This window comes from Azospirillum agricola (assembly GCF_017876095.1).
Taxonomy (GTDB): Bacteria; Pseudomonadota; Alphaproteobacteria; order Azospirillales; family Azospirillaceae; genus Azospirillum; species Azospirillum agricola.
The window spans coordinates 74,822-101,665 of sequence record NZ_JAGINM010000003.1; the positions used below are offsets into that span (position 1 = coordinate 74,822).

General features: G+C 72.7%; 7 protein-coding genes. 6 read left to right on the top strand and 1 reads right to left on the bottom strand.

All coding sequences use genetic code 11. The features are described from left to right. Position 1 precedes the first annotated feature (1 nt). Positions 2–14,710, bottom strand: coding sequence for a non-ribosomal peptide synthetase/type I polyketide synthase (locus J2847_RS34515; protein WP_209777416.1), 14,709 nt, complete (start codon positions 14,708–14,710; stop codon positions 2–4). Between the two features lie 908 nt (positions 14,711–15,618). Between J2847_RS34515 and J2847_RS04855 the strand changes: the two genes are divergently transcribed. The 6 genes from J2847_RS04855 (at position 15,619) to J2847_RS04880 (ending at position 26,817) form a co-directional block, all read left to right on the top strand. Beyond that, on the top strand, positions 15,619–18,903 hold the full coding sequence (locus tag J2847_RS04855; RefSeq protein WP_209777418.1) for a serine hydrolase: 3,285 nt from the start codon (positions 15,619–15,621) through the stop codon (positions 18,901–18,903). Between the two features lie 126 nt (positions 18,904–19,029). Further along, positions 19,030–19,617 (top strand): YcjF family protein, encoded by a 588-nt coding sequence (locus J2847_RS04860; RefSeq protein ID WP_209777419.1) that lies wholly within the window; start codon positions 19,030–19,032, stop codon positions 19,615–19,617. A gap of 89 nt (positions 19,618–19,706) precedes the next feature. Next, entirely contained in the window at positions 19,707–19,934 is a 228-nt protein-coding gene (locus J2847_RS04865) for a hypothetical protein (RefSeq protein WP_209777421.1), read from the top strand. Then, positions 19,931–21,409, top strand: a complete 1,479-nt coding sequence (locus J2847_RS04870) for a prohibitin family protein (protein ID WP_209777422.1) — start codon at positions 19,931–19,933, stop codon at positions 21,407–21,409. The genes J2847_RS04865 and J2847_RS04870 overlap by 4 nt, the downstream gene beginning before the upstream one ends. Continuing rightward, entirely contained in the window at positions 21,406–22,743 is a 1,338-nt protein-coding gene (locus J2847_RS04875) for an outer membrane beta-barrel protein (protein ID WP_209777424.1), read from the top strand. Before J2847_RS04870 ends, J2847_RS04875 begins: the two co-directional genes overlap by 4 nt. A gap of 48 nt (positions 22,744–22,791) precedes the next feature. Beyond that, entirely contained in the window at positions 22,792–26,817 is a 4,026-nt protein-coding gene (locus J2847_RS04880) for a non-ribosomal peptide synthetase (RefSeq protein WP_209777425.1), read from the top strand. Positions 26,818–26,844: the final 27 nt, after the last annotated feature.

A 26,844-nucleotide genomic window follows, 5' to 3' on the forward strand; every position in this document is an offset into this window, starting at 1 on the left:
GTTACCACGCGTCCATCAGTTCGTCGTCGCCGCTGCCGTCGGGGAGGGCGGTGGCGGGCTGGGCTTGGTTGGGCGACGCCGTCGCGTCCCCGCCGCCCAGCGTTGCCAGGGTGGCGCCGGGGTCGGCCACGGCGCGGTGGGCCAGCGCGACGAACGCCCCGGCCAGCCGCTCGGCGGTCTGCGGGTCGAACAGGTCGGCGGCGTATTCCAGGGCCAGCTCGATCTCGGGCCGGTCCTCGAACATGAAGTTGAGGTCGTACTTGGCGCTGACGCTGACGTCGCGGATCGGCCGGGCGGTGATTTCCGGCAGCTCCAGCCGCAGGGGCTCGTTGTTCTGGAGGATCACCAGCACGTCGAACAGGGGCTGGCGGCCGGGCAGGCGCGGCGGGTCCAGCTCCTCGACCAGCCGGTCGAAGGGGTAGGACTGGTGGGTGAAGGCGTCCAGCGCCAGCGCCCGCTCGGCCGCCAGCAGGCCGGCGAAGCTCTGGCCGGGCGACAGGCCGAGGCGCAGGGGCAGCAGGTTCAGGTGGAAGCCGATCAGCCCCTCCAACTCGACCTGGGTGCGTCCGGCCACCGGGGTGCCCAGCACGATGTCGCCGTCGCCGGAGACCAGATGGAGCTGCGCGCGCACCAGCGCCGCGAGCACGACGAACAGGGTGGTGTCGTGGGCGCGGGCGAGCGCGTTGAGGGCGGCGGTCAGCGGGCGGTCGAGCCGGGCGTGGACGATGGCCCCGTCGCCGCCGGCCCGTTCCGGACGCGGCCGGTCGGTGGGCAGGGCCAGCACCGGCACGCGGTCCTCGAACAGCCCGAGCCAGAAGCGCCGCGCCGCCGCCAGCCCCGGCCCGGCGGCCTCGGCCGTCTGCCAGGCGGCGTAGTCCTTGTACTGGAGGGGCAGCGGCGGCAGGGTCGCGGCCAGGGCGGCCCCGGTGCGGGCGGGGTCGGCCAGGGCGGCGCGGTACAGCGCCTCCAGCTCGCGCAGCATCACCGTCACCGACCAGCCGTCCGACACCACATGGTGCATGTTCAGCAGCAGGGCGTGGCTGTGGCGCCCCTCCGGCTCCCGGGGCAGCTCCACCACCCGCACCCGCAGGAGCGGGCCGGTGCCGAGGTCGAAGACATGGCGCAGCTCGGCCTTGAGGGCGTCGTCGATGACCGCGTCGGTGCCGGCGCCGCCGTCCCGGCTGCGGTCCTCCGTCTCCAGGATGAAGCCGTTGGGCGGCGGGTCGATCACCTGACGGGCTTGGCCGTGCCGGGTGACGAAGCGGGTGCGCAGCACCTCGTGGCGGACCACCAGCGCTTCGAAGGCATGGGCCAGGGCGTCGAGCCGCAGGGGACCGTCCAGGAGGAAGCCGCCCACCATGTTGTAGCTGACCAAGTCCGGCTCCATCGACTGGAGCAGGCACAGGCGGCGCTGGGCGAAGGACAGCGGATAGCCGTCGGCGGAAGCGGCCGGCGGCGGGGCGGGGGCGATGCGCCGGTCCTCTTCCGTGCCGCGCGCGGCCAGCAGGTCGGCCAGGGCGCCCAGCGTCTGGGCGCTGAAGAAGTCCTTCAGGGTCAGCGGGCGGTCGAGCTGGCGGCGGATGCGGACGACCGCCTGGTTGGCCTTGAGGCTGTGGCCGCCCAGCTCGAAGAAATTGTCGCGCAGCCCGACGCGCCCGACGCCCAGCACCTCGCGCCAGATGGCGGCGACCGTCCGCTGCACGGGGGTTCGCGGTTCGTCGGCGACCCCGCCCCCGCCGCCGGCCAGCGGGCGTCCGGCCGCCGCCAGGGCGGCGCGGTCGATCTTGCCGTTGGCGGTCAGCGGGATCGCCTCCACGCCCAGCAGGCGCGAGGGCACCATGTAGTCGGGCAGCTTGTCGGAGAGGTGGTGGACGATGTCCTCCCGCGACAGAACGCTTCCCGGTTCGGCCGCCAGATAGGCCGACAGGCTGTCGCCGTCGGGAAGCACCACGGCGTCGCGGATGCCGGCATGGGCCAGCAGCTGGCGCTCGATCTCGCCCAGCTCGATGCGGAAGCCGCGGATCTTCACCTGATGGTCCAGGCGCCCCAGATAGACCAGCTCGCCATCCTCCGTCATCCGCCCCAGATCGCCCGAGCGGTAGAGCCGCTGGCCGGGCAGGGCCGGGTGCTCGATGAAGCGTTCGGCGGTCAGTTCGGGACGGTTCAGGTAGCCGCGCGCCACCCCGTGGCCCGTCACCAGGATCTCGCCGGTGACGCCCACCGGCAGCGGCCGCAGGGCCGGATCCACCAGCAGGACGCCGTAGGAGGGCAGCGGCGCGCCGATGACGCTGCGGCCGGCGGCGATCTCGTCGGCCCCGATGGTCTTGAACGTGACGTGCACGGTGGTCTCGGTGATGCCGTACATGTTGACCAGCCGGGTCTCCGGATGGCGGCGGTGCCAGTCGGCCAGCCGGGCGGGCTGGAGCGCCTCGCCGCCGAAGATCACCTCGCGCAGGCGGAGAGCCGGATCGGGGTGGGCGAGCGCGGCGTCGATCAGGCTGTGGAAGGCGGTGGGGGTCTGGTTCAGCACCGTCACCCCCTCGCGCGACAGGCAGTCCAGGAAGGCGGCGGCGTCCTGGGCGACGCGCTTGGGTACCACCACCAGCCGGCCGCCATGGAGCAGCGCCCCGTACATCTCCCACACCGAGAAGTCGAAGCAGGGGGAGTGGAACAGGGTCCACACATCCTCCGGCCCGAAGGCGAAGGGATGGCGGTCGTGGAACATCAGCTGCACGAGGTTGCGGTGCTCGACCATCACGCCCTTCGGCACCCCGGTGGAGCCGGAGGTGTAGATGACGTAGGCGAGATTCTCCGGCCCGGCGGCCGGGGCGGGGTTGTCCCCGGAAGCATTGTCCCCGGGACCCTCCGGCTGGTCCACCAGCAGGACCGGCCGGCCGAAGCGGGCGGCCTCCCCGGCGTGGGCGGCGTCGGTGACGATCACCTCCGCGCCGGAATCCCCGACCATGAAGCGCACGCGCTCGGCCGGATAGTCCGGGTCCATCGGCACATAGGCCCCGCCGGCCTTGAGGATGCCCAGGAAGGCGACCGGCAGCGCGATCGTGCGATCCAGATAGACGCCCGCCAGACGGTCCGGGCCGACGCCGTGGGCGCGCAGCGCGCGCGCCAGCCGGTTGGCCTGGGCGTTGAGGGCCGCGTAGGTCAGGGACCGGTCGCCGTCGGTGACGGCGATGCGGTCGCCGTGGCGCTCCGCCGCCGCCTCGAAGGCGGTCTGGATGGTGAGGTGGCGGGGGTAGCCGGCCACCTGGGCGGCGCGGGTCAGCAGCGACTCCCGTTCGCCCTCCACCATCAGGTCGAGGTCGGCCAGCGGCGTTTCGGGCGCGGCCGTCGCCGTCACCGCCAGCCGGCGGAAGCGTTCCAGGATGCGCCGGGCGCCGGCATCGTCGAACAGGTCGCGGTTGTAGACCAGGGTGGCGTCCAGCGTTCCGCCGTCGGCGTCGCGCAGGCTCAGCACCAGATCGTACTTGCCCCAGCCCAGGCCGGTGTCGACGATCCGCCCCCCGGCCGCCGCGAGCGCGGGCGCGCCGCCGGCGTCGTGGTGGAACAGCACGTCGAACAGGGCGGTCCGGCTCATGTCGTTCTTCGGCTTGATGGCCAGGACCACATGGTCGAAGGGCATGGCGGCGTGGGCCTCGGCCGCCCGCCGCCGACCGGCCGACTGGCGCAGCAGGTCGGCGAAGCCGGGGGCGGCGTCGAGGTCGGCGCGCAGGGTCAGCAGGTTGGCGTGGGGGCCGGCGGTCAGGTCGCCGGCCGGCTCGAACGGTTCGCCGATCACCACGTCGGCCTGTCCCGACAGACGGTGCAGCAGTCCCAGCCACAGAGCCCGCAGCGCGTCGGTGACGCTGAACGCGGCGGTGGCGCCGTCCCCCAGCCGCCGGGCCAGGGCGGCGATGGCGCTGGTGGTGACGGCATCGAGGGTCAGGGCCGTCCGGCCGGCGGTGTAGGTGTGGATGGCCGGACGCGGCCGGTCGGTGGGCAGCACCAGGGCCGTCAGCCCGTCCAGGCTGGCGCGCCAGAAGGCGCTGTCGGCCTCGCGGCTCTCCGCGGCGGCGGCGGGTTCGGCGAGCGCGGGCAGGACGGCGCCGGGATTGGCGCACAGGGCCGCCAACTCGTCGAGCAGGCGGTGCAGCGCGCGCTTGTCGGCCACGGCGTGGTGGGCGGTCAGGGCCAGGAACACCGCCCCGCCGTCCTCCACGCACAAGCTGGCGCGGACCAGGGGCGCGCGGGACAGATCGAAGGGTTCCCGGCTGGCCGTCTCGACCGCCTCCAGGCCGCCGCCGGCCGGGGCGGCGATGCGGGCGAGCGGCAGGGCGGCGTTCTCCGCCACCCGCAGCACCGGCCGCTCGCCTTCGGCGGCGATCTCGGTGGCGAGGGCGGTGCGCAGGGCCGGATGGCGGGCCGCCAGCCGGGCCAGGGCCGTCTCCAACCGGGCGGGATCGGGTGCGGCGGTCAGCCGGGCGACCACCGGCATGTTGTAGTAGGTCGGCCCCTGCGGGTAGAGGACGCCGCGCTCGAAGCGGTCGACGAACCACAGCCGCTCCTGGTGGGGCGACGGTTCGGCGGCCACCACCCCCGTGTTCGCCGGCCCCGTCACCGCCAACCCGGCGGCCGCCAGTTCGATCAGCGGCCGTTCGGGTTCGGCGGCGGCGGCGGTCAGCAGGGCGGCGAAGCCGACCATCAGCCGCTCGATGCGGGCGCGGTCGAACAGGTTGGTGTTGTAGGCCGCCTTGATGGCGATGCCGTCGGGGCGGTCGGTGACGTAGAGGGTCAGGTCGAACTGGGCGGTGGCGGTGTCGATCTCCTCGGCCCGCCAGCCGGTGCCCTCCAGCAGGCGGAGGATGCCTTCGCGGTCGTCCATCACCAGGACGATCTCGAACAGCGGGTTGCGGGCCGGGTCGCGGGGCGCGCCCACCGCCTCGACGATGCGGTCGAAGGGGGTGTCGCCATGCTCGAACGCCTCCAGCATGGTGGCGCGGGCGCGGTCCAGCAGGTCGAGGAAGCGGTCGGACGGGGCGACGGCGGTGCGCAGCGGCAGCGTGTTGACGAAGAAGCCGATGGCGTCCTCCAGCGCCGGGTGGTCGCGCCCGGCCCCGACCCCGCCGATCAGCAGGTCGCCGTGGCCGGTGACCCGGTGCAGCAGGCCGTAGAGCCCGGCGGTGACGGCCATGAAGGGGCTGGCGTCGCGGGCGGCGGCCAGCGCCCGCAGGGCGGCGGCGGTTGCCGCCGGCACGGTGACCGTCACCTGGTCGCCGTCGTAGGTCTTGACCGGCGGGCGCGGGCGGTCGGCCGGCAGTTCCAGGACCGGCGGCGCGCCGTCCAGGCGCTGGCGCCAGAAGGGCAGGTGGGTGTCCTGCCGCTCCGCCTGCCAGGCGGCGCAGTCGCGGTACTGGACCGGCAGTTCGGGCAGCTCGGCCAGGGGGAGGATCGGCCCGCCGTCCCGCTCCTGGCCGTAAAGGGCCAGCAGGTCGCGGATGAAGACACCCACCGACCAGACGTCGCCGATGGCGTGGTGCATCACGGCGACGATCCACGCGCCGGCCCCTTCCTCGCCGGTGAGCAGCGCCACCCGCCACAGGGGCGCCCGGCCCAGATCGAAGGGCGCGGCGACGATGGCGCGGGCGCGGCTTCGGGCCGCGTCTTCGCCGTCCACCTTCTCCACCGTCAGGACCGGAGCCGGGTCCGCCTCGACGATCTGGCGCGGCAGGCCGTCCCGTTCGACCAGGGCGGTGCGCAGGCTTTCATGGCGGCGCGCCAGCCGGTCGAGGGCGCGGCGCAGGGCCGGCTCGTCCACGCCGGTGCCGCTGACCAGGGCGAAGCCGATGTTGTAGGCGGTCAGGCCGGGGTCGATCTGCTCCAGCATCCACAGCCGGGCCTGGGCGTTGGACGGCGCGTAATCCGGCGCCTCGGGCAGGCGGGGGATGGGCGCGGCGTCGTCGGTGGCCCCGGCGGTGAGCAGGCGGGCCAGCCCGGCGACGGTCGGCGCCTCGAAGAAGCGGCGCAGCGGCACCGAGCGGCCGAACTCCCGCGCCACCCGCGCCAGGATGGCCAGCGCCTTGAGACTGTGGCCGCCCAGGTCGAAGAAGCTCTCGGTCACGCCCAGCTCGGTCAGCCCGAGCACCGACGACCAGACGGCGGCGACGCGCGCCTCCTCCGGGGTGCGGGGGGCGACGATCTCGCGACCGCGCACCCGTTCCGCGTCGCCGGCCCGCAGGGCGTCGGCGTCGGCCGGTCCGGCGGGCAGGGCGGCGAAGAAGGACGGGACATGGTCGGCGGGCAGGCGGGCGCGCAGGAAGGCCGCCAGCACCCCGGCCGGCACCTTGCCGTCGGTGAAGGCGGTCAGGCCGGCCTCCTCCAGCACCACCACCGCGCGGGTCACCGCCGGGTGTTCGGCGAGGGCGGCCTCGACGGTGCCGAGGTCGATCCAGCCGCGCGCGCCGCGCAGCAGCCGGCCGGCGCTGCCCAGCACCTCCACCGTGCCGTCGGGGCGAAGGCGGCCCAGCTCGCCGCTGTCCGACCAGCCGCCGCCCATGCGCCGCTCGACCGGCGCCACCACGCCGATGGCCGCCGGGGCGCCGAAGCCGTCGAGGGTGCGAATCCCCGATGCCTCCGCCGCCTGGATCGCCTTCTCGTCGGCCGGCGACAGGGGCAGGGAGCGGAGCGGGGCCTGCGGGTCGGCGGCCGCCCTGTCCAGCAGGGCGACGAGGGAGTCGAACCAGCGGGCGGCGGTGGCGGGTCCGGCCACGGCGGAATCATGGTCGAAATCGAACAGCGCCTCGCCGTTCAGCTCCAGAACGTTGAGGAACAGGTCCATCTTGGGATGGGCCACCGGCGGTGACAGCCAGTCCGCCTCCAGCCCGTCGAAGCCCATCCGCACGCCACGGTCGACGTTGAACAGCACGTTGATCGCCGGCGCCGGCCCGTCGGGCTCGCGGCGGAACAGGCGGCGGATGTCGCGCTGGGCGGCGGTCAGGTCGGCCTTGACCCGCTGGAGCAGGGCGGCGAAGGACTCGCCGGGATCGAGCGTCACCGCCAGCGGCAGCACCGCCGAGGCCGCGCCCACCATGTCGGGCATGCCCGCCTCGGTGTGGCCGGCCACCGGCAGGCCGACGGTGAAGCGGCGCTGGTCGGCCAGCCGGCCCAGCAGCAGGGCGAAGCCGGCGAGCAGGACCATCACCGGGCTGGCGTCCTGCGCCCGCGCCAGCGCCCTGACCCGGCCGTAGAGCGGTCCCGAGGGGCCGGCCGGTTCGCGGCGGTGGATGCGGCCGCCGCGGAAGGACGGGGTGCGGGCGTGGGCATCCTCGCGCGGCAGCAGCACCGGCGGGGCTGACTCGGCTGCCGGGGCCGGAGGCTGTTGCGGCAGGGCGGCGCTCCAGGCGACGAAGGCGTCGAAGGGCTGGGCGGGCGGCAGCGCCGCCGGCCGGCCGTGGCGCTCGGCGGCGTAGAGGGCCGACAGTTCCGACACCATCAGCCCCAGCGACCAGCCGTCGGCGACGATGTGGTGGACGGTCAGGGCCAGCGCATGGTGGCCGTCGCCGCGCCGCAGCAGGGCGGCGCGCAGGAGCGGTCCGGCCTTCAGGTCGAAGGGGCGGCCGAGGTCGGCCGCCAGCCACGCCGTCACCGCCGCCGCGTCCGCCACCGGATGCGCCGGCAGGGGAACCGGGGCCGGCGGGGCGGCGCGCCAACCCTCGCCGTCGAGCGCGGTGGCGCGCAGCGCCGGATGGCGGGCGGCCAGCGCGTCGAGCGCCCGCCGGAGGGCGGCCACGTCCAGCGGTCCGCGCAGATCCAGCGCCACCATCTCGTTGTAGGCCAGGGTGGCCTCCGGCCGGGACTGGATCAGGAACCACATCTCCTGCTGGCCGCGCCCCACCGGCATCGGCGTCCGTTCCAGAGCCGGCGCGCCGGCCGGCGCCGCCATGGCGGAGGCTCCGCTGGCGGGCGCGTGCGCGCGTCCGCCGCCGCGCGGCGGCAGCCAGCCGCCGTCCCGCATCTCCGCCACGCTGCGGCGCACGGCCTCGACGATGAAGGCGATGTCGGCGTCGCTGTGGGCGGTGGACAGGAAGCAGTTGCGCCCCTCCCACACGAAGACGCCGTTCTTCAGCAGATGGTAGTTGAGGATCTCCGTGTCGGCGGCGAAGTCGAAGCGGAACAGCGAGCCGAAATGGACGACGCGCACCGGCACCTCCTCGGCCTCGAACAGGGCGTTGAGGTCGGCGGCCATCGCGGCGGTGCGGGCGTTCAGGGTCTGCTGGAGGCCCGGACCGGCCTCCTTCAGGTGGCGCAGCATGGCCTCGGCCGCGGCCATGGCGAGCGGGTGGTTGTTGAAGGTGCCGGCGACGAAGGCGGTGCGGGCGCTGGGGGCGCTGTCGTCGCCGTAACGCCACAGGCCGCCGTCCACCGCGTCCATGAAGCGCTTCCTGCCGGCCACCACCCCCACCGGCATCCCGCCGCCGACGATCTTGCCGTAGGTGGCGAGGTCGGCGGTGACGCCGAAATGATGCTGCGCCCCGCCGGGATGGATGCGGAAGCCCATGATCATCTCGTCGAAGATCAGGGCGATGTCCTTGTCCGTGGTCAGGGCGCGCAGTTCGTGCAGGAACTCCCTCGGCTGCACCGCCGGGTCGCGGCTCTGCACCGGCTCGACCAGCACGGCGGCCAGTTCCCCGGCGTGGGCGCGGATGACGTCGAGCGCCGCCGGGTCGCCGTAGCGCAGCACGATGACGTCGTCCACCATCCGCTGGGGCGTGCCGTCGGTGACCGGCATGCTGGTCACCCGGCCGCCGTCGGCCCAGCCCACCGCCAGCACCCCGTCGAAGGTGCCGTGGTAGGAGTTGACGAACAGCACGATCTTCGTCCGGCCGGTGACGGCGCGCGCCAGCCGCACCGCCACCATCACCGCCTCGCTGCCGGTGGTGAAGAAGGCGACGCGCTCGGCTCCGGTCATCTCGGCCAGCAGGCGGGCGACCGTGCCGGCCCTGGCGGTCTGCGGCCCCAGCGGCGCGCCGGCCGCCAGCTCCGCCGCCACCGCCTCGCGCACGAAGGGCGGGTTGTGGCCCAGCAGGGTGACGCCGAACCCCATGGTGATGTCGACGTAACGGTTGCCGTCGACGTCCCAGACATAAGCCCCCTCGGCGCGGTCGACGTGCAGGGGGTAGGTCAGTTCCTTCCATTCCGGCCGGAAGCCGATGACGGCGCGGGGGTTGGCGTAGACGTCGCGGTGGCGGTCGGTGTGCTCCTTGGATCCGCTGGTCCGGGCGTTGTAGTCGACGGCGAGCCGGCGGACATGGGCCGCCTGCGCCTCGTTCCAGCCGTCGCGCTTGCCGGGCAGTTTCTTGAAGAGTCCCTTGATCTCCGGGGCGGTGCGCGCGGGGGGCGCGACCGCCGCCGGGGGTGGGGCTGCGGGTGCCGCCGCCGAGGCCGCCGGGGCTGCCGGGGCTGCCGGGGCCGCCGTGGGCGCGCCCTGGAGAACGGCGAGCTGCTGCTGGAACAGCGCGCTCATGGCCTCGATCTGGCGGGACAGCACCCCTTCGACACCCGGAACCGGGGCCGAGGTAGGGGCAGGGGCAGGGGCAGGGGCCGGGGTTGGGGCCACGGCCATGGCCGGAGACGGGGAGGCTCCCGGTTCCGGATGGGCGGGCGGGGGCAGGCGGGTCTCCACCAGCGCCGACAGGGCGTCCAGGGTGGAGCCGTGCTCCAGCACGTCGGCCAGGGCCAGCTCTACGGCGTATTCCCGGCTCAGCGCCTGCTGGAGCTGGACGATCAGCAGGGAATCCAGCCCCAGGCTGAACCAGCTCGCCGAGGGCGCGACCTCCGCCGGGTCGAGGCCGGCGATGCCCTTGAGGATGCCGCGGATCGTCGCGGCGATGCCGTCGCGGCGGGAGGATGTTCCGGTGGGGGTCATGGGGGCTGCCGTTGCGACGATGGCGTTGAGGGTGGGGGCGTTGAGGGTGGGGGCGCTGGAAACGGCAGCCACGGGGGCGCCGGTGCGGACGGTGGGAAGCAGGCGGGTGCGGCCCTGGAACGGATAGGTTGGGGCGGTGGTCCGGCGGCCGGGGCGGGTGGAGAACACCGCCGGCCACGACACCGGAACCCCCAATTCGAACAAGCGGCCCAGGGTCTCGTCCAGGCGCAGCGCGGGATCGGGGCCGCCGGCGCAGGCCAGCCAGGTGGCCTCCGGCAGGCTGGCGGCGGCCAGCGGCGCCAGTCCGGGACGGGCGCCCAGCTCGACGAAGACCGTGGCGGCGTCGACGGGCACGCCCTGGAGCGCCTCGTGGAAGCGCACCGGCGCGCGGGCGTGGCGCGCCCAGTAGGCCGGGTCGGACAGCAGCCCGGCTCCCGCCCGGCCGCCGGTGACGGTGGAGTGGAACGGCACGCGCGGCTCGCCGAGCGGCCGCTCCCGCGCCATCCCTTCCAGGTCCGCCAGGATCGGGTCCATCAGGGGCGAATGGAAGGCGTGGGACACGTCCAGCCGGCTGGTGCGCACGCCCCGGCCTTGCAGGATGGCGACCGCGCGCTCCACCGCCGCGCTTTCTCCAGACAGGGTGACGGAGGCCGGTCCGTTGACCGCGGCGACGCAGCCGACGCCCCCGGCCTGCGCCAGGGCCGCCTCGGCGGTGGCCGGGTCGCAGGCGGCGGCGGCCATGGCGCCGGGCGGCAGGGCCTGCATCAGCGCGCCGCGCCGGGCGGCCATCAGCAGGGCGGTGTCGGGATCGCAGACCCCGGCCACGGCGGCGGCGGCGATCTCGCCGACCGAATGGCCCAGCACCGCCGCAGGGACGACGCCCCAGGAACGCAGCAGCTCGGCCAGCGCCAGCCCGAAGGCCACCACCGCCGGCTGGGTGACGGCGGTGCGGGCCAGATCCCCGGCGGTGCCGGCGAACATCAGCTCGGTCAGCGTCCGGCCCAGCCGGTCGCCCAGCGTCCGCTCGGCCCGCAGAAGGCTGTCGCGGAAGACCGGCTCGCGCTCGAACAGTTCCCGTCCCGCGCCCGGCATCTGGGAGCCCTGGCCGGAAAAGGCGAAGACGACGCGGGGCGCGGGCGAGGCCGGTTCGCGGTTGCGCGGCACGCTGGCGGCCAGCCGGTCCACCAGCGTGCCGGCCTCGCGCCCGGCGACCGACAGGCGGTGGGGGAAGGCGGCCCGGCCAAGGGCGGCGGTGTGGGCGAGATCGTGCAGGCGTTCCGCGTCCGCGCCCCGCAACGCATCCCCGTAGCGGTGGGCCAGGGCCGCCAGATCGTCCTCGGTGCGGGCCGACAGGGCGATCAAGGCCGGCGGGGGCGTGCTACCGGCGACGGGATCGGTGATGGCGGTGCCGGCCGCGGGGGCGGCCTCGACGATCACATGGACGTTGGTGCCGCTCATGCCGAAGGCGCTGACCCCGGCCCGCCGGGGCCGGCCGCCGGGGGTGTCGGGCCAAGGGCGGGCGGCGGCCACGACCTCCACCGGAATCGTCGTCCAGGGGATTCGGGGGTTGGGGGTGCGCAGATGCAGCGAGGCGGGCAGGAGTCCCCGCTCCAGCGCCAGCACCGTCTTGCACAGGGCGGCGATGCCGGCCGCCGCCTCCAGATGGGCGATGTTGCTCTTGACCGAGCCGACCAGCAGCGGCCGGTCGGCCGGGCGCTCCCGGTTCTGGACGCCGGCCAGGGCCATCACCTCCACCGGGTCGCCGAGCGCGGTGCCGGTGCCGTGCGCCTCGACGTAATCGATCCCGCCCGGCTCCAGCCCGGCGTCGGCGAGCGCGGCGCGCAGCACCGCCTGCTGCGCCGCCCCGCTGGGGGCGGTCAGGCCGTTGGAGGCGCCGTCGTGGTTCATGGCGCTGCCGCGGATCACCGCCAGCACCCGGTCGCCGTCGCGCCGGGCGTCGTCCAGCCGCTTCAGCAGCACGGCGCCGCAGCCCTCGCCGCGCGCGTAGCCGTCGGCGGCGGCGTCGAAGCTCTTGCAGCGGCCGTCGGGCGACAGGGCGTTCATCCGCGACAGCCCGACCTGGAGTTCGGGCGCCAGGATCAGGTTGACCCCGGCCGCCAGAGCCAGCCCGCAATCCCCCGCCCGCAGCGCGCGCACCGCCAGATGCACCGCCGCCAGGGACGAGGAGCAGGCGGTGTCCACCGCAAGGTTCGGCCCCGCGAAGCCGTGGAAGAAGGACAGCCGGCCCGAGGCGACGCTGGGCGCCGTGCCGGTGAAGGCGTAGGCGCCGATGCCGTCGAGCGCGCCGCGCGCCTGGGCCTGGGCGTAGTCGGAGCCGCTGATGCCGGTGAACACCCCCACCGGGGCGCCGCGCAGCCCATGGGGATCGATGCCGGCATGCTCGAAAGCCTCCCAGCTCACCGTCAGCAGCAGCCGCTGCTGGGGGTCGAGCGCCTCGGCCTCCACCGGGGTCAGGTTGAAGAAGCGGGCGTCGAAACGGTCGAGCCGGTCGAGATAGGCGCCACGGTCGGTGGTGGCGCCGGCGTTGAGCGCCGCCGGCCAGCGGTCGGCGGGGAAGGGGCCGGTGGCGTCGGACCCCGCCGCCAGCCGCTCCCAGAAGGCGTCGGGACCGTCGGCCCCGCCGGGGAAACGGCAGCCGATGCCGACCACGGCGATCGCCCCATCCCCGGCGCTGGCCGGTGTCGGAACGGGAAGCGGGGTGGAGGACGGCTCCGGCTCCGGTCCGGTGGCCGCATGCCCGCCGTCCAGCGGAACGCCCATCAGATGGCCGGCCAGCCCGGCCAGCGTCGGGTGGTCGAACAGCACCGACACCGGCAGGACCACTTCCAGGGCGTGGTTGACGCGGTTGAGGAACTCGACCAGCCGTAGGGAGGTCAGCCCCTGCTCCATCAGCGGCGCGTCGGGATCGACGGCGCCCGAGGGGGTGAGGCGGGCCGCCAGCGCCGCCAGCGCCGCCAGCAGCGCCGCGCGGTCGCCGGAGGAGCGGGCCTCGCGCAGCGCCGCCCCCCGCTCGCCGGCCAGCCGCCGGAGGGTGGCGATCTGCTCGTCGAAGGCCCCGGCCGCGAAACGTTCCACCAAGTGGAAGCGGCGGACCTTGCCGCTGGTGGTCTTCGGGATCCGGGGCACCGCCAGGCAATGGTCGACGGGGATGCCGATCTTCCGGACCACCTGGTCGCGCACCTGCTCGGCCAGTGGGGCGAAGGCCTCCAGGCTCTTGCGGAACAGGATGCACAGGGCCAGCCCCTCGCGCCCCTCGCCGGGCAGCGGCACCGCGCAGGCCAGCACCATGTTCAGATCCAGCCCCGGCACCTCGGCCGCCACCCGCTCGATGTCCTGGGGGTAGTAGTTGGCGCCGTTGAGGATGACGACGTCCTTGCGCCGCCCGGTGACGACCAGCCGGCCGTCCCGCAGATAGCCCAGGTCCCCGGTGTCGAGCCAGCCGTCCCCGGACAGGACGGCGGCGGTGGCCTCGGGGTTGTTGCGGTAGCCGCGCATGACGCTGGGGCCGCGGATCTGGATGGTGCCGACCACCCCGTCGGGGCAGGGCTCGCCCTGGGCGTCGGCGATGCGCAGGCCCACGGTGGCCACCGGAACGCCGACATCGGCGAAGACGATCCGGTCCAGGCTGCCGGGGGCGTCGTCGGGCCGCACCCGCATGCCCGCCGACACCGTGCGGCGGTCGACCGCGTGGGCGCGCAGGCCGGCTCCCACCGGCGTCAGGCAGACGCACAAGGTGCCCTCGGCCAGCCCGTAGGCCGGCATCATCGCCCCCGGCGCCAGCCCGTAGGGGGCCATGGCGCGCTGGAAGTCGGCGATCAGGTCGCAGGCGATCGGCTCGGCGCCGTTCACCACCACCCGCACGCAGGACAGGTCCCAGCCGCGCGCCGCGCCGCCTTCCCCGCCCAACTCCCCGGCCCCTTCCCCGCCGCCCGCCGGGTCCAGATGCTTGAGCAGGTGGCGGTAGGAGTAGTTGGGGCCGCCCAGGATCGAGGCGCGGAAGTCCGAGGTCTTCTGCATCCAGATCAGCGGGTTGCGGATGAACAGCTTGGTCGGGATCATGGCGTGGTCGAGGGCGAAGACCACCGGCATGATGTGGAACCAGATGATGCCGAAGTCATGGGTCAGCGGCATCCAGTTCAGCAGCCGTCCCTCGGCCCCCACCGGCCCCAGATGGTCCATGATGGCGCGGACGTTGGCCAGCAGGTTGGCGTGCGCCAGGGTCACGCCCTTCGGCGTCCCGGTCGATCCGGAGGAGAACTGGATCAGCGCCACGTCGTCGGCCGCCACCGCCGCCGGCTCGGCCAGCCGTCCGTCCAGCGTGGCGGCCGGAGCGGCGATGATCCGCCCGGCCATGCGGGCCAAGGTGTCCGCGCCGTGTCCGCCGGCCGCCAGCCGCGGTTCGAGGGGCTGGTCGGACAGCAGCCACGGGCTGTCCAGCGCATCCAGCACGTTGAGGATCTTGACCACCCCCTCGTCGTTGGTCGGGGTGGAGACCGGCACGGCGACGATCCGGCCGAGGATGCAGGCCCAGAACACGGCGGTGAACAGTTCCTGGTCGTCGGTGGCCAGGACGAGTTCGTCCCCCTCCCGCACGCCCTGGTCCTGGAGCCGGCCCAGCCAGCGCCGGGCGCGGTCAAGCAGGCCGGCGTAGGGCAGGCGCCGCTCCTCGCTGCTCGACAGGACATAGGTGACGCCACGGCTGGTCGTGGCGCTCTCTTCGAGAGCTGCCGCCAGGGTCGAGGGGATCCGGTTGGGAGTGGAGCAGTCCATCATCGTCAGCGTCTGGGTTGCGGCGGTGCGAGGGGGTGGTCTCGTGCGGAATCTCGGTTGTCGTTAAAAACAACAATGACATGCAAATCATTTTGCCAACGCGCGTGTCTGGTATGAGTATACATGAGTTTCTTTCTGGTGAAAATCTTAGTTTTTCTTCGTAATGCTCAGATAAATATTCGGAATCTAAATCGATGATTCCGGTATTTACCGGGTAATCGGAGAATTATCATTGGGATCGGCGATGAGTTCGTGGATTTTCTGAAAAATATCCTTCGCGAATTGACGGAGGGTTGTCTCTTGATGGGCGGTGTTGGCGGTAAACACGATTGCTGAACGCATCGATCGGCCATCTCGGAGATTGTGGATTCCGCGCTGCGAGCGATCAATGGAGTATTAAAGACAAATTATACTTCTCAATGATTGTGATAATGCGCGCCACTACATTTCCTTTATTCTCTTTGTATAAACCTCGTTTCAGGAATGAGTTTTAAGCAATGAACGGTGAATTTCGAAATTCTCATGGCAATTCATGAATGTTATTGCATCGGTGCGCGCCTATGGATTTATACGATCATCTGCCATTTTAGAAAAGACTCTTGTTGTCATTTCATTGTTGCATGGTATATAGCAAAATCTGCATAGATAACGCGGATATGTCAATGCTAATGGCGGTTGATTTTATAAAGAATCGGTCATTCATTCGTATTCTTTGCCGTTTGGATGAGTAATTGGTTCCAATTCGGCGCGTGTTATTGAAACACATATGAAATATGTTCTGGAGGTGGATGGGGGTTTCTCTCCCAATAAGGCCGCTTCCTGAAAATTCACTGGACGATGGACCACTGCCGAAGCGGCTGGCCGCGTCCATCGGAAAACCTTCACCATCACTTCGGCCGGGGGGCGGTGTCATGGCGTGCAGCAAGGACGAGGTTTGCGAAAGGGGCAGGAGCCGGACAGGGATCCTGCGGGATCTGCTGCTGGCGGGTGTCGCGCTGTGCCCGCTGGTGCTGGGGGCGGCCGAGGGCCGGGCCGCCAGCCGGGAGCAGCTGGGGCCGGTGCTCCAGGCGGTGATCGACATGACCGTGTCCCAGGGCTCCTCGTTGCAGGGCGTGGGCGTGGGGGTGAGCTACGGCAACGGCGAGATCTGGCTGGGGGCCGGCGGCTACCGGGACATCGCCCGGACCCAGCCCCTGCAACCGACCGACCAGTTCCGCATCGGCAGCCACAGCAAGACCTTCACCGGTACGGCGGTCCTCCAGCTGGTGGACCAGGGGGCGATCCGACTCGACGACACGCTGGAGCGCTGGCTGCCCAACACCGGCATCCCGAACAGCGGCGCCATCACGGTGCGCAACCTGCTGAACATGACCAGCGGCATTCCGGATTACCTGATGGCCGCGTCGCTGCGCTATCCGAACATGTCGGTGCTGGCCGAATGGAGCCGCTTCGCCCTCGGCCCCCCCTACGCCACCGCCGACTACACGCCCGAGCAGCTGATCCAGGCGGTGGTCCAGACGCCCGGCCAGACCTATGGCGCGGTCGGGCAGATGAAGTATTCCAACACCAATTTCGCCCTGCTGGGAATGATCGCCCAGAAGGCGTCCTGCGCCACGGCCGGGGGCTGCCGCTCCATCGAGACCCTGGTGAACAGCGGCGTCATCCAGCGGCTTGGCATGGGGAGCACCCTGTTCCCCGTCGACGGGAACTTCACCGGCGTCCCGGTGCAGAACCTCCAGACCGTCATGCCCAGCGACGTGATGCCCGGAATGCCCGCCGGCTCCTACAACGTCACCAACGCCAACCCCAAGGTGCCATGGGCGGCGGGATCGATCCTGTCCACCCCCCTGGACGAGCTGACCTGGATTCGCCAGCTGGCGCTCAACAACCAGAACCTGCTGTCCCAGCAGACCCAGATCGAGCGGCTGACCAGCACGGTGCCCGGCAACGTCGCCTACATTCCGGTGCAGTACGGGCTGGCGATCTACCACATGCCCTCCACCGGAACCGGCACCCAGCTGGTCGGCCACAGCGGCCAGATCGGCGGCTACGTCTCGTCCATCTTCTACGATCCCCTGCTGGACGTCGCGTTCTCCATCAACATGACGGGCTACGCGACCGACGCCGCTCCCTGGTACCCGCTCTACGGCGGCAGCGCCTACGCCGACGCCCTCCAGGGCGGCAACTTCAACACCGTGCCGATCCTGTGGGCGCTGGACCGCAACCTTCAGATCGCCATGCAGGCCCAGGGGAACTGCACCGGCTGGGGAGGGGACGTCACCGCCGCGCCGGCCACCTGCGCCGGCGACAGCGTCCGCACGGCGGCGCTGGACGTGTCGGGTTCCCTGACCGTGCAGCCGTCCGGGCGGGGCATCACCAACGCCGTGATCACCAACATCACGGATCCCATCCCCCAGGTGGCCTTCGTCACCGTGCCGCGCCCCAGCATCGCGTTCTTCGGCAGCGGCATGGCCGGCATCAACCTGAATCCGGGCGCCTCCCTGATCCTCCAGCCCGGCTCGATCATCGAGATGACCGGGGTCAACTCCGCCGCCGTCCTCCTGGGGGGCTACAACACGGTGACCGCCTCCGGCACGGTCAACGCCTATGGGGCGGGCAGCTCCGCCTTCGGGCTTCTCGGCAGCGGCAGCACCCTGAGCATCGGCCCCTCCGCCAATGTGCTGGGCGACGTCCGGCTGGGCCGGGGGACCACCAACACGGTGATCGTGGACGGCGTGGTCGCCGGCAACATCGACATGACGAACACCAACACCCGGTTGCAGGGAAGCGGCCTCATCACCGGCACCGTCGGCGGCGGCGGCCGGGTGGCGCCGGATTACATCGTCGCCGGCGGGCTGGGCGGCGGCACCCTGCCCCAACTGACCGTCGGCTCCTACAACGGAAACAACACGGTGCTGGAGATCCACACCCGGCCGGGTGGGGTCAGCAACCGGCTGGTGGTGGCCGGCACCGCCGATCTGCTGGGCGGCACCCTGGAGCTGAATCCCGACTCGACGCGGCTGGACGGAATCTACACGGTGCTGACCGCCGGCACCGTCCTGAACCGGTTTTCCTTCGTCAACTCCATCGACCGCACCGCGGTGCGCGCCTATTACGGAGCGGGAGAGGTGACGGCGGCGGCGGTCAACGCGGTCAGCTTCGACATGGGCGTGCGCACCGCCAACGCCGGCATCGGCCAGCATCTGGGCGTTCTCCAGGACCGGGCGGCGCTGTTCGGCGGCTCGCCGTTGCAGGTGGCGGCCCGGCCCGGCGGCACCCTGTCGGACGCCGCCGGCTCGGGCATCGAGGGGTTCGTGCCGCGCCGGCCGGTGGAGCTGCGCGGCCCCCGTGGGGTCAACCTGTGGAGCGACGCCTTCTACCACATGGGCCGCTTCGACCAGGCCAACGGGACCGCCGGCATCCGCAGCCACGGCATCGGCCTGGCGCTGGGCGCCGACGTCGAGCTGTCCCGCAGCCTGGGCGTCGGCGCCATGGCCGCCTACCAGACCACGCGGGCCAGGGCGGGCGACGGCAACGACACGGAACTGGATTCCCGGGCCTACTACGCCGGCCTCTACGGCGTGGCGAAGCTGGACGCGGTGACGGTCGACGCCTCGCTCCTGGCCGGCATCGGCGACAACGACACCCGCCGCCCGACCATGGTCCTGGGCTCGGCGATGGCGGCGGCAGGCGATTACCGCGATCTGCGGCTGGCGGCCAAGCTGGGGGTCAGCCGCGAGGTCGACGCCGGTTTCGCCACCCTGGTGCCGCGGCTGGCGGCCTCCTGGTCGCGGGTGCAGGGCGATGGCTACGCCGAGAAGGGGGCGGGCGTCGGGGCGCTGGCGGTGGACAGCACCTCGTCCCAGCTGTTCCGCGCCGAGGCGTCGCTGGGCCTGCGCCGGGTCTTCGATCTCGGCGACGGCGACCTGGGCGGCGGCGGCCTGCTGAGCGAGCTGCGGGTCGGGGTGGCGCGCGACGTCGAACTCGAGGGGCGCACCGAATCGGGCCGGGTCATCGCCTACGACCTCCCCCTCAGCGTGGACGGCTACGCCGAGAACCGCTGGAGCGTCCCGGTGTCGGCCCGGGTCGAGGCCATGGCCGGCGAAACCGTCAGCCTGTTCGGCGCCTATGGCGGCGAATTCTCTTCCCGCTCGGCCAGCCACCGCTTCAACGCCGGCCTGCGGGTCCGCTTCTGAGGCCGTGGCGCGGGGGTCGCGCGGGAAACCATGGACGGCGGGCCGACGCTCCCCGGAGCGGCCGGCCCGCCGTCCGATCTGTGCAAGACCATGAGCGACTGCAACACGAAGGAGCTGGAACACGCCATGACCGAAAATCTGCACACAGACGTCAAGCCCGCCGGGGAGGTCGTTCCCGTCGACCGCCGCGCCAAGGCCGACGAGATCGTCCGCAAGCACGCCATCCTGGCCGCCGGGCTGGGCCTGATCCCCGTTCCGGTGCTGGATCTGGCGGCGATCAGCGGCGCCCAGTACAAGATGATCCGCGAGCTGGCGGATCTCTACGGGGTGCCGGCCTCCAACGACCGGCTGCGGTCGATCGTCACCGCCCTGCTCGGCGGCGGGCTGCCGTTCCTGCTGAGCACCGGGTCGCTGGGCGCCGTCGCCAAGTCGATCCCGGTGGTCGGCACGGTGGTCGGCATCGCGGTGATGCCGTCCCTGGCCGGCGCGGCGACCCTGGCGCTGGGCCGGGTGTTCACCGCCCACTTCCGGGCCGGCGGCAAGCTGCTGGACCTCGATGTGGACGAGTTGCGCGAGCATTTCCACAGGGAGTTCGAGGCGGCCAAAAGCAACCCGGACGACCATGGCGTGCCGGCGTCCCCGGTCGAGGTTCCGGTGGCGCCCGTCGCGGTGACCAAGCCGGCGGCCAAGACGCCGCCGTCCCCCACCGTCTGACCGGCGGCGCGGCAGGGTAAGGAAGAGCCGCCCGCCGCCCCGTGGGGCGCGGGCCGGACTGGCCCATTTTCGGCAAAGGACACGCAGGGATGGCTCATGTCGTCTACATCGCGCTCTGTCTCATGGTCGGTGCCTTCGCCATAGGGCAGCGCGGCGGCTTTTTCCTGTACTTCATCCTGTCGCTCGCGATGTCTCCCCTGGCCGGGCTGCTGATCCTGATCATCGCGACCTCGCGTCTCGACCAGGAACGGCGGTCGATCCTGACCGACCGCCCCCCGTCGGCGCCCCCACTGTCGCAGCAGACCTCCAGACCATGACCGACACCGCCGCCGCCCCGGAGACGTTCCGCGTCCGCTTCGCCCGCATCCCGCCGGTCCGCCGGCTGCGGGACTGGTACCTGCGCCACCGGCGCAACATCCTGCTCGGGGTGCTGATCGCCCTGTTCGTCGCCGTCTACCTCGCCCCGCTGATGGTGGTCAGCGTGCCGCCCGGCCATGCCGGGGTGCTCTACCGCCGCTTCGGCGGCGGCATCGACGTGCGCACGGTGCTTCAGGAAGGGGTGACGCTGATCTGGCCGTGGAACACGGTGACCGTCTACGACGTCCGTCTCCAGTACCGGCGGGAGGAGTACGAGGCCATCGCCCGCGACGGGCTGCACATCAGGATCGCCGTCAGTTTCCGCTACCGTCCCGATCCCGACGCCGTCGCCTACCTGCACAAGGCCGTCGGCCCCGACTACACCAACATCCTGCTGGTCCCGGAGGTCGGCTCCATCACCCGCCGCGAGGTGTCGCGGTATCTGGCGAGCGAGGTCTACGGCCCGCTGCGCAGCCAGATCCAGGACCAGATCTACCGCGGGGTGCTGGACCACACCGACGGCAACCTGATCGGCGGAGTCCGCTTCTCCCAGCGGACCGACCATTACGGCCTGTTCCTGGCGGTGCCCCCGGAGCAGGGCATCCCGCACGACGTTCCCAAGGGGCGGGGCGCGCCGCTCGGCTCCAACGGCGTGGCCGACACCTTCATCGAGCTGAACGACGTGCTGATCAGCGACGTGGTGCTGCCCGAGCGCGTCCGCGCCGCCATCGAGCGCAAGGAGGAGCAGGGACAGCTTGTCCAGGAATACGCCTTCCGCCTGGAGCGCGAGCGCTTCGAGAGCCAGCGCAAGGCCATCGAGGCGGACGGCATCCGCCAGTTCCAGGACAAGGTGCAGGAGGGAATCTCCGACAATTACCTGAAATGGCGCGGGATCGAGGCCACCCTGAAGCTGGCCGCCTCGGCGAACGCCAAGACGGTGGTGATCGGCGGCCAGAACGGCCTGCCGCTGATCCTCAACACCGGCGAGGGCGCCGTGCCGGCGCGGCCGGGGCACCCGCCGGCGACCGTGCCGCCCGAGATCGACAGCAGCGGCCTCGACCTGCCGGACCAGGAGCCGGGGAACCGGGACCCGATGCCGCCGCCCGGCAGCGATCCCCACGCCGACCCGCGCACCGATGTCCGGCCGGGCGCCAAGCTGGCCCTGCGCGGCGATCCGGGCCCGGCACCCGTGGCGGCGACGCCGCTCCGCACCGCCCCGGTCGAACCGGTGCTCTCGCCCCTGATGGGGTTGGAGGGCACCGCCGGTCTGCTCGGCAGCCTGGGCGGCATTCTCGGCACGGTGCTGGGGCCGGGCGAGCGGATCCCCGCCATCCGTCCGGATTCCGTCCGTCCGTCCTCCGTCCAGCCCCCGCCAACGCCGCCGATGGCGCCGCCCACCACCCGTCCGCCCCCCATGGGAGCGACCGATCCATGACCGGCGGCCTGCGGACAGGCCTCCTTTCCGTCCTGCTGGCGGCGCTGGCGGCCGGCGGGGCGGCGGCAGGAACCTTCGTCGAAGGGCCGCCGCCGGAAGCGGGCCAGCCTCCGGCGGTGGCCGTCCGCGACCCCGACGCGCAGCGCGGGGAGGCGACCGGCCGCACCGAAGCCACCCAGCCCCTGGACGTTCCGGACGGCGCCGCGTCCCTGGGCCTGCTGGGCGGGGCGCTCGCCGTGGCCCCGAAGCTGTCGCTGCACTCGGTCTACACCACCAACGCCCTCAAGGATTCCAGCCGCATCGACGGCGTCCGGCTGGTGACCGCGCCGGCCCTCACCCTGCGCACCGGCAAGGATCTGTTCGGGGGCGCCGCCGGAGGGGAGGCGACCGGCTCGGCCCGTCTGACCCGCTATCTGGCCGGCGGCGTGCAGAGCCTGGGGGAGTATCTGGCCGGCGGCTCCGTCTTCGTCCGGCCCGCCGACGGCCTCACGGTCACCGGCGGGATCACCGTCACCCGCCAGCAGCTCAGCCAGGGCAGCCTCAACGCCGTTTCCGGCGCTTCCAGCACCGTGCGGGAGGGAACCAAGTACAGCCTCGGCGTCAGCCACGCGCCCGGTCCGCTGGAAACCAGCCTGCGGCTGTCCCGCGACGAGCGCCGCTACGCCGCCGTCAGCCGCGGCGGGCAGACGATCGACCTGACCGGCCGCGACAACGACGAGACCATCGCCGTCGCCAAGCTGGCCTACAAGGGGGCGACGTCGTTCCAGCCGCACCTGCTGGCCTCGGTCAACCGCAACGTCTATGTCCGGGACACCAGCCGCCAGTTCTACGACCGGGATTCCCGGGGCTGGCAGATCGCCGCCGGCCTCCAGGCCAAGCCGCTCGCGGGGGTGAGCGTCTCCGGCCAGTTGGGGCTGCTGCGCCAGGATTACGACGATCCGCGCTTTTCCCCCGTGGTCGGGCCGGTGGGCAACGCCACCCTTCGCTGGGACATCGCCGCCGACTGGGCGGCGACCCTGGAGTGGAGCCGCATGGCGGCCGAATACGTCTACCCCGGCACGCCGGGAATCTTCGTGTCCGGCTATGGCGGGCGGCTGTCCCACCAATGGTCGTCCGCCCTGCTGCTGGAGGCCCGGCTGGACTCCACCGTGCAGCGGGCCATCCAGCTTCCCGTCACCTACCGCGAACTCACCGCCACCGTCGGCGGTGCCTGGACGCTCGCCCCTTGGGCCGTCCTGGAATTCGGCTACATGTACGACATCCAGTACACCTCCACCGGAGAGGACGAGTACACCGCCCACAGCCTCGGCGCCGGCCTCACCGTCTCGTTCTGAGGCGGTGGGCGGCATCCTTCCCTTCATCCCTGACCGGGTTTTCCGCCAATGATCACGCGCGATGACATCAAGGATATCTACCCCCTGACCCCGTTCCAGGAGGGAATCCTCTATCATGACCTGATCGACCAGGATGCCGTGGCCGGCGAGCCGAGGGCCTATTTCCAGCAGCTGATCTTCCGCATCCGGGGCCCGCTCGACCTGACGGCCTTCGAGGAGGCGTGGCGGCATGTGATCGGCCGTCACGACATCCTGCGCACGGTGTTCCGCACCGGCGGCCGCGACCGGCCGTTGCAGATCGTGCTGAAGCGCGTCGACTTCGCGCTGGAGCGCCAGGACAGGGCCGGCCTGACCCCGGCCGAACGGGACGCCGCCCTGGCCGGCTACGCCGCCGGGCAGCGGCGCCGGCCCTTCGCGCTCGACCGCGCCCCGCTGACGCGGGTGGGCTGCCTGAGCTTCGGTCCCGGCCCCGACGGGCGGGCCGATCATGGGGTGGTGTGGGACTTCCATCACATCCTGGTGGACGGCTGGTGCCTGGGCCTGCTCCAGGACGAGCTGGCCGACGCCTATCAGGCCTTCGCCGCCGGCCGCCGGCCGTCGCCGCGTCCGGCGCTGCAATACGCCAGCTTCGTCCAGTGGGTGGAGGCCCGCCGGGGCGACGGGCGGCTGGCCTTCTGGTCGGACTATCTGGCCGGCTACGAGACGGCGCTCGACCTGCCGGGCCAGCGGCCGGTGCCGCTCCCCGGCCCGCGCGACCCGCGCATCCACCGGCTGCGCCTGGAACCCGGCCTGCTGGCGCGGCTGGGCGAGCTGGGGCGCGAGCAGGGGGTGACCGCCAGCACCCTGGTGCAGACCCTGTGGGGGCTGGTGCTGGCCAAGCACAACAACACCCGCGACGTGGTGTTCGGCAGCGTCGCCTCCACCCGGCCGCCGGAACTGGCGGGCAGCGAGGCGATGGTCGGCCCCTGCATCGGCATGCTGCCGCTGCGCGTCGGCTTCGAGGCGGGCGAGAGCTTCCGTGGCCTGCTCCGCCGCACGCGCGACCGGATGCTGGACTGGCTGGACAACGTCCATTGTCCGCTGGCCGAGATCCAGGCGCGCAGCGGGCTGCGCAACGGCCTGTTCAGCCATTACTTCGTCTTCGAGAACTACCCGCTGGAGGAGCGCTTCAAGGGCGAGGCCCAGGAGCTGGCCCCCGGCGTGACCGTCGGCGACGTGTCGGTGTTCATGGCCAGCCACTATGATTTCCTGATCCGCGCCCTGCCACCGGACGCGGATGGGATGCTGGTGGAGTTCGAATACAACGCCCGCGTCGTCGATCCGGCCGCCGTCGAGGCGATGGCCGGCCGGCTGGGGCTGCTGGCCGAGCGCGCCGCCGGACGGCCGGACGAGCCCATCGACGCGCTGTCGCTGCTCGACGACGCCGAGCGCGCGCTCATCCTCGACCGCTGGAGCCGAGGCGCCGATCCCGTCCGCTTGGCCGCGACGGTGCCGGAGCGGCGCGCCGCGGTGGTGGCGGCCGGCGGCGACCGGCCGGCGGTGCGCGGCCGGCGGGGCGTCCTGTCGCATCGCCAACTCCAGGAGCGGGCCGAGGCGCTGGCCCGCCACCTGCACCACCAGCACGGCGTCGGCGTCGGCAGCGCCGTCGCGATCCACGCCGAGCCGGGCGAGCCGATGCTGCGGGGCATGCTGGCCTGCCTGCTGCTGGGCGCCGCCTTCGTCCCGCTGGATCCGGCCCTGCCGGCGCCCCGCGTCCGCCACATGCTGGCCGACAGCTACGCCGCGGTGATCCTGGCGGCGTCCCCGGCGGCGGTGGAGGCGGTCGCCGGGGCGCTGCCGGTGGTGGTTGTTTCCGAGGGGGATGTCGACGGGAACAAGGCCGGCACCCTGTCCGGCGCGCCGCTGCCGGCGGTGCCGGCGGACGCCCCGGCCTACATCATCTACACCTCGGGCACGACCGGGCTGCCGAAGGGGGTGCGGGTCGGGCAGGCGTCGCTGCTCAACTACGCCGGCTGGCTGAGCCGCGACCTCGGCATCGGTCCGGGAAGCGCCACCGCCCTGGTGACCTCGGCGGCCTTCGATCTCGGCTACACCGGCCTGTTCGGGACGCTGCTGCTGGGCGGTTGCCTGACTCTGCTGGACGAGGACGAGCGGCGCGATCCGGACCGGGTGATGGATGCGGTGGTCGGAGACCGGCTGAGCTTCCTCAAGGCGACGCCGTCCTACCTGAACATGCTGCTGGCCTCGCCGGCCGGCCGGCGCTTCGTCGAGGCCGAGGCGCTGGAACTGGTGCTGCTGGGGGGCGAGCCGCAGAATTTCGACGATCTGGGGCGGCTCCGGGCCTTGCGGCCGGGCTTGCGGATCCTCAACCATTACGGCCCGACCGAGGCCACCATCGGCTGCGTCGCCGGCCCGCTCGACGATCTGGCGGGGGTCTCCGGCGCTCCCCAGCGCATCGGCCGCCCGGTGGCCGGCGCCCGAATCCTGCTGTGCGACCACACTCTGGCCCCGGTGCCGCCGGGAGTGCCCGGCGAACTGGTGGTCGGCGGCCTGCCGCTGGCCCAGGGCTACATGAATCCGACCCCCGCCGACGCCGCCCGCTTCACCACGCTGCCCGCGCTCGGCGGCGCCCCGGTCTACCGCACCGGCGACTTCGCCCTGTGGCAGGCCGACGGCACCATCGTCTTCCTCGGCCGCCGCGACGACCAGATCAAGGTGCGCGGCCATCGCGTCTCGCTGAGCGGGGTCGAGGCGGCCCTGCGCGAGACGCCGGGCGTGAAGGACGCGGTGGTGCTGGCCGAACGCGCCGCCTCCCCCGACCAGGGAACGGAACTGACCGCCTACCTGATCCTCCAGGACGGCGCGGGTGCGGCCAGGCCGACGGCAGCGGGCCTGCGCGCCGATCTGGCCGGACGCCTGCCCGAACCGATGATCCCCGGCCGTTTCGTCACGGTCAGCCGCTTCCCGATGACCGCCAACGGCAAGATCGACCGCGCGGCCCTGGCCGGGCAGCGGCGGACGGACCGGCCGGCGGCCCCGGCCGACGCCGAGGCCGGGACCGCCTCCGCCACCGCCACCGCCACCGAGGAGACCTTGCGGGGCATCTGGCAGGAGATCCTGTTCGTCGAGCGGGTCGGGCTGGACGAGGATTTCTTCGCCCTGGGCGGCCACAGCATCAAGGCGATCCTGATGATCGCCAAGGTCCGCACCGCCCTGAAGAAGAGCTTCACCATCCGCGACCTGTTCGAGAACCCGACCATCCGCCGGCTGGCCGCGCGCCTGGACGCCATCGGCGGCGGGGCGGTCTCCCCGGCGGTCTCGCAGGCGGCGGCCCGGCCGTCGCCGCTGCTGGCGCTCCGCCCGGCCCCGGCGGGCGCTCCGGCGGCGCTGTTCCTGCCGCAGGCGCTTGGCACCGCCACCCTGTACAAGGAACTGGCGGCGGCGCTGTCGGCGGAGGTGGCCTGCTGGGGAGTGCAGTGCCCCGGCTTCGACGGCGACGAGCCCTTCGCCCCGTCCCTCGATGCCCTGGCCCGCGGCTTCGCCGCCCAGGCCGCGACGCTGGCGGGGCCGGGGACGGAGCCGCTGCGGCTGGTCGGCTGGTCCTTCGGCGCCCATCTGGCGGTGGAGACGGCCCGTCACCTGGAAAAGGCGGGACGGGCGGTGCGGCTGGTGCTGATCGACGCCGGGCCGCGCCCGGATGATGCGGGGGAGCCGCCCTTCACCGGCTTCGCCGAGCTGCGCACCCGGCCCTACTGGGGGCGCGTGCTGTCGATCCTGATGGACGGCCTGCCGGCGCAGGATGTGGCGAGGCTGGAGCGGTTGGTGCGTCACAACATCGCCCTGCTGGCGAAGCATGATCCCGCCGCCGACCCGATCGCCGCCGACATCCTGGCCATCGAGGCGATGGACAACCCCCGGCCGGCCGGGATGCATGGCTTCGCCGACCTGACCCGTGGGCGGGTGACGGTGCACCGGCTGCCGGGGGACCATTACTCCCTGTTCCACCCGCCGCATGTCGCCCGCGTCCTGGAGGTGCTGGACACCGCCCTGTCGGCCCGGCGCGTTCCGGCCTGAGCCCGAGGGGGCTCCCCCGGATGTGAG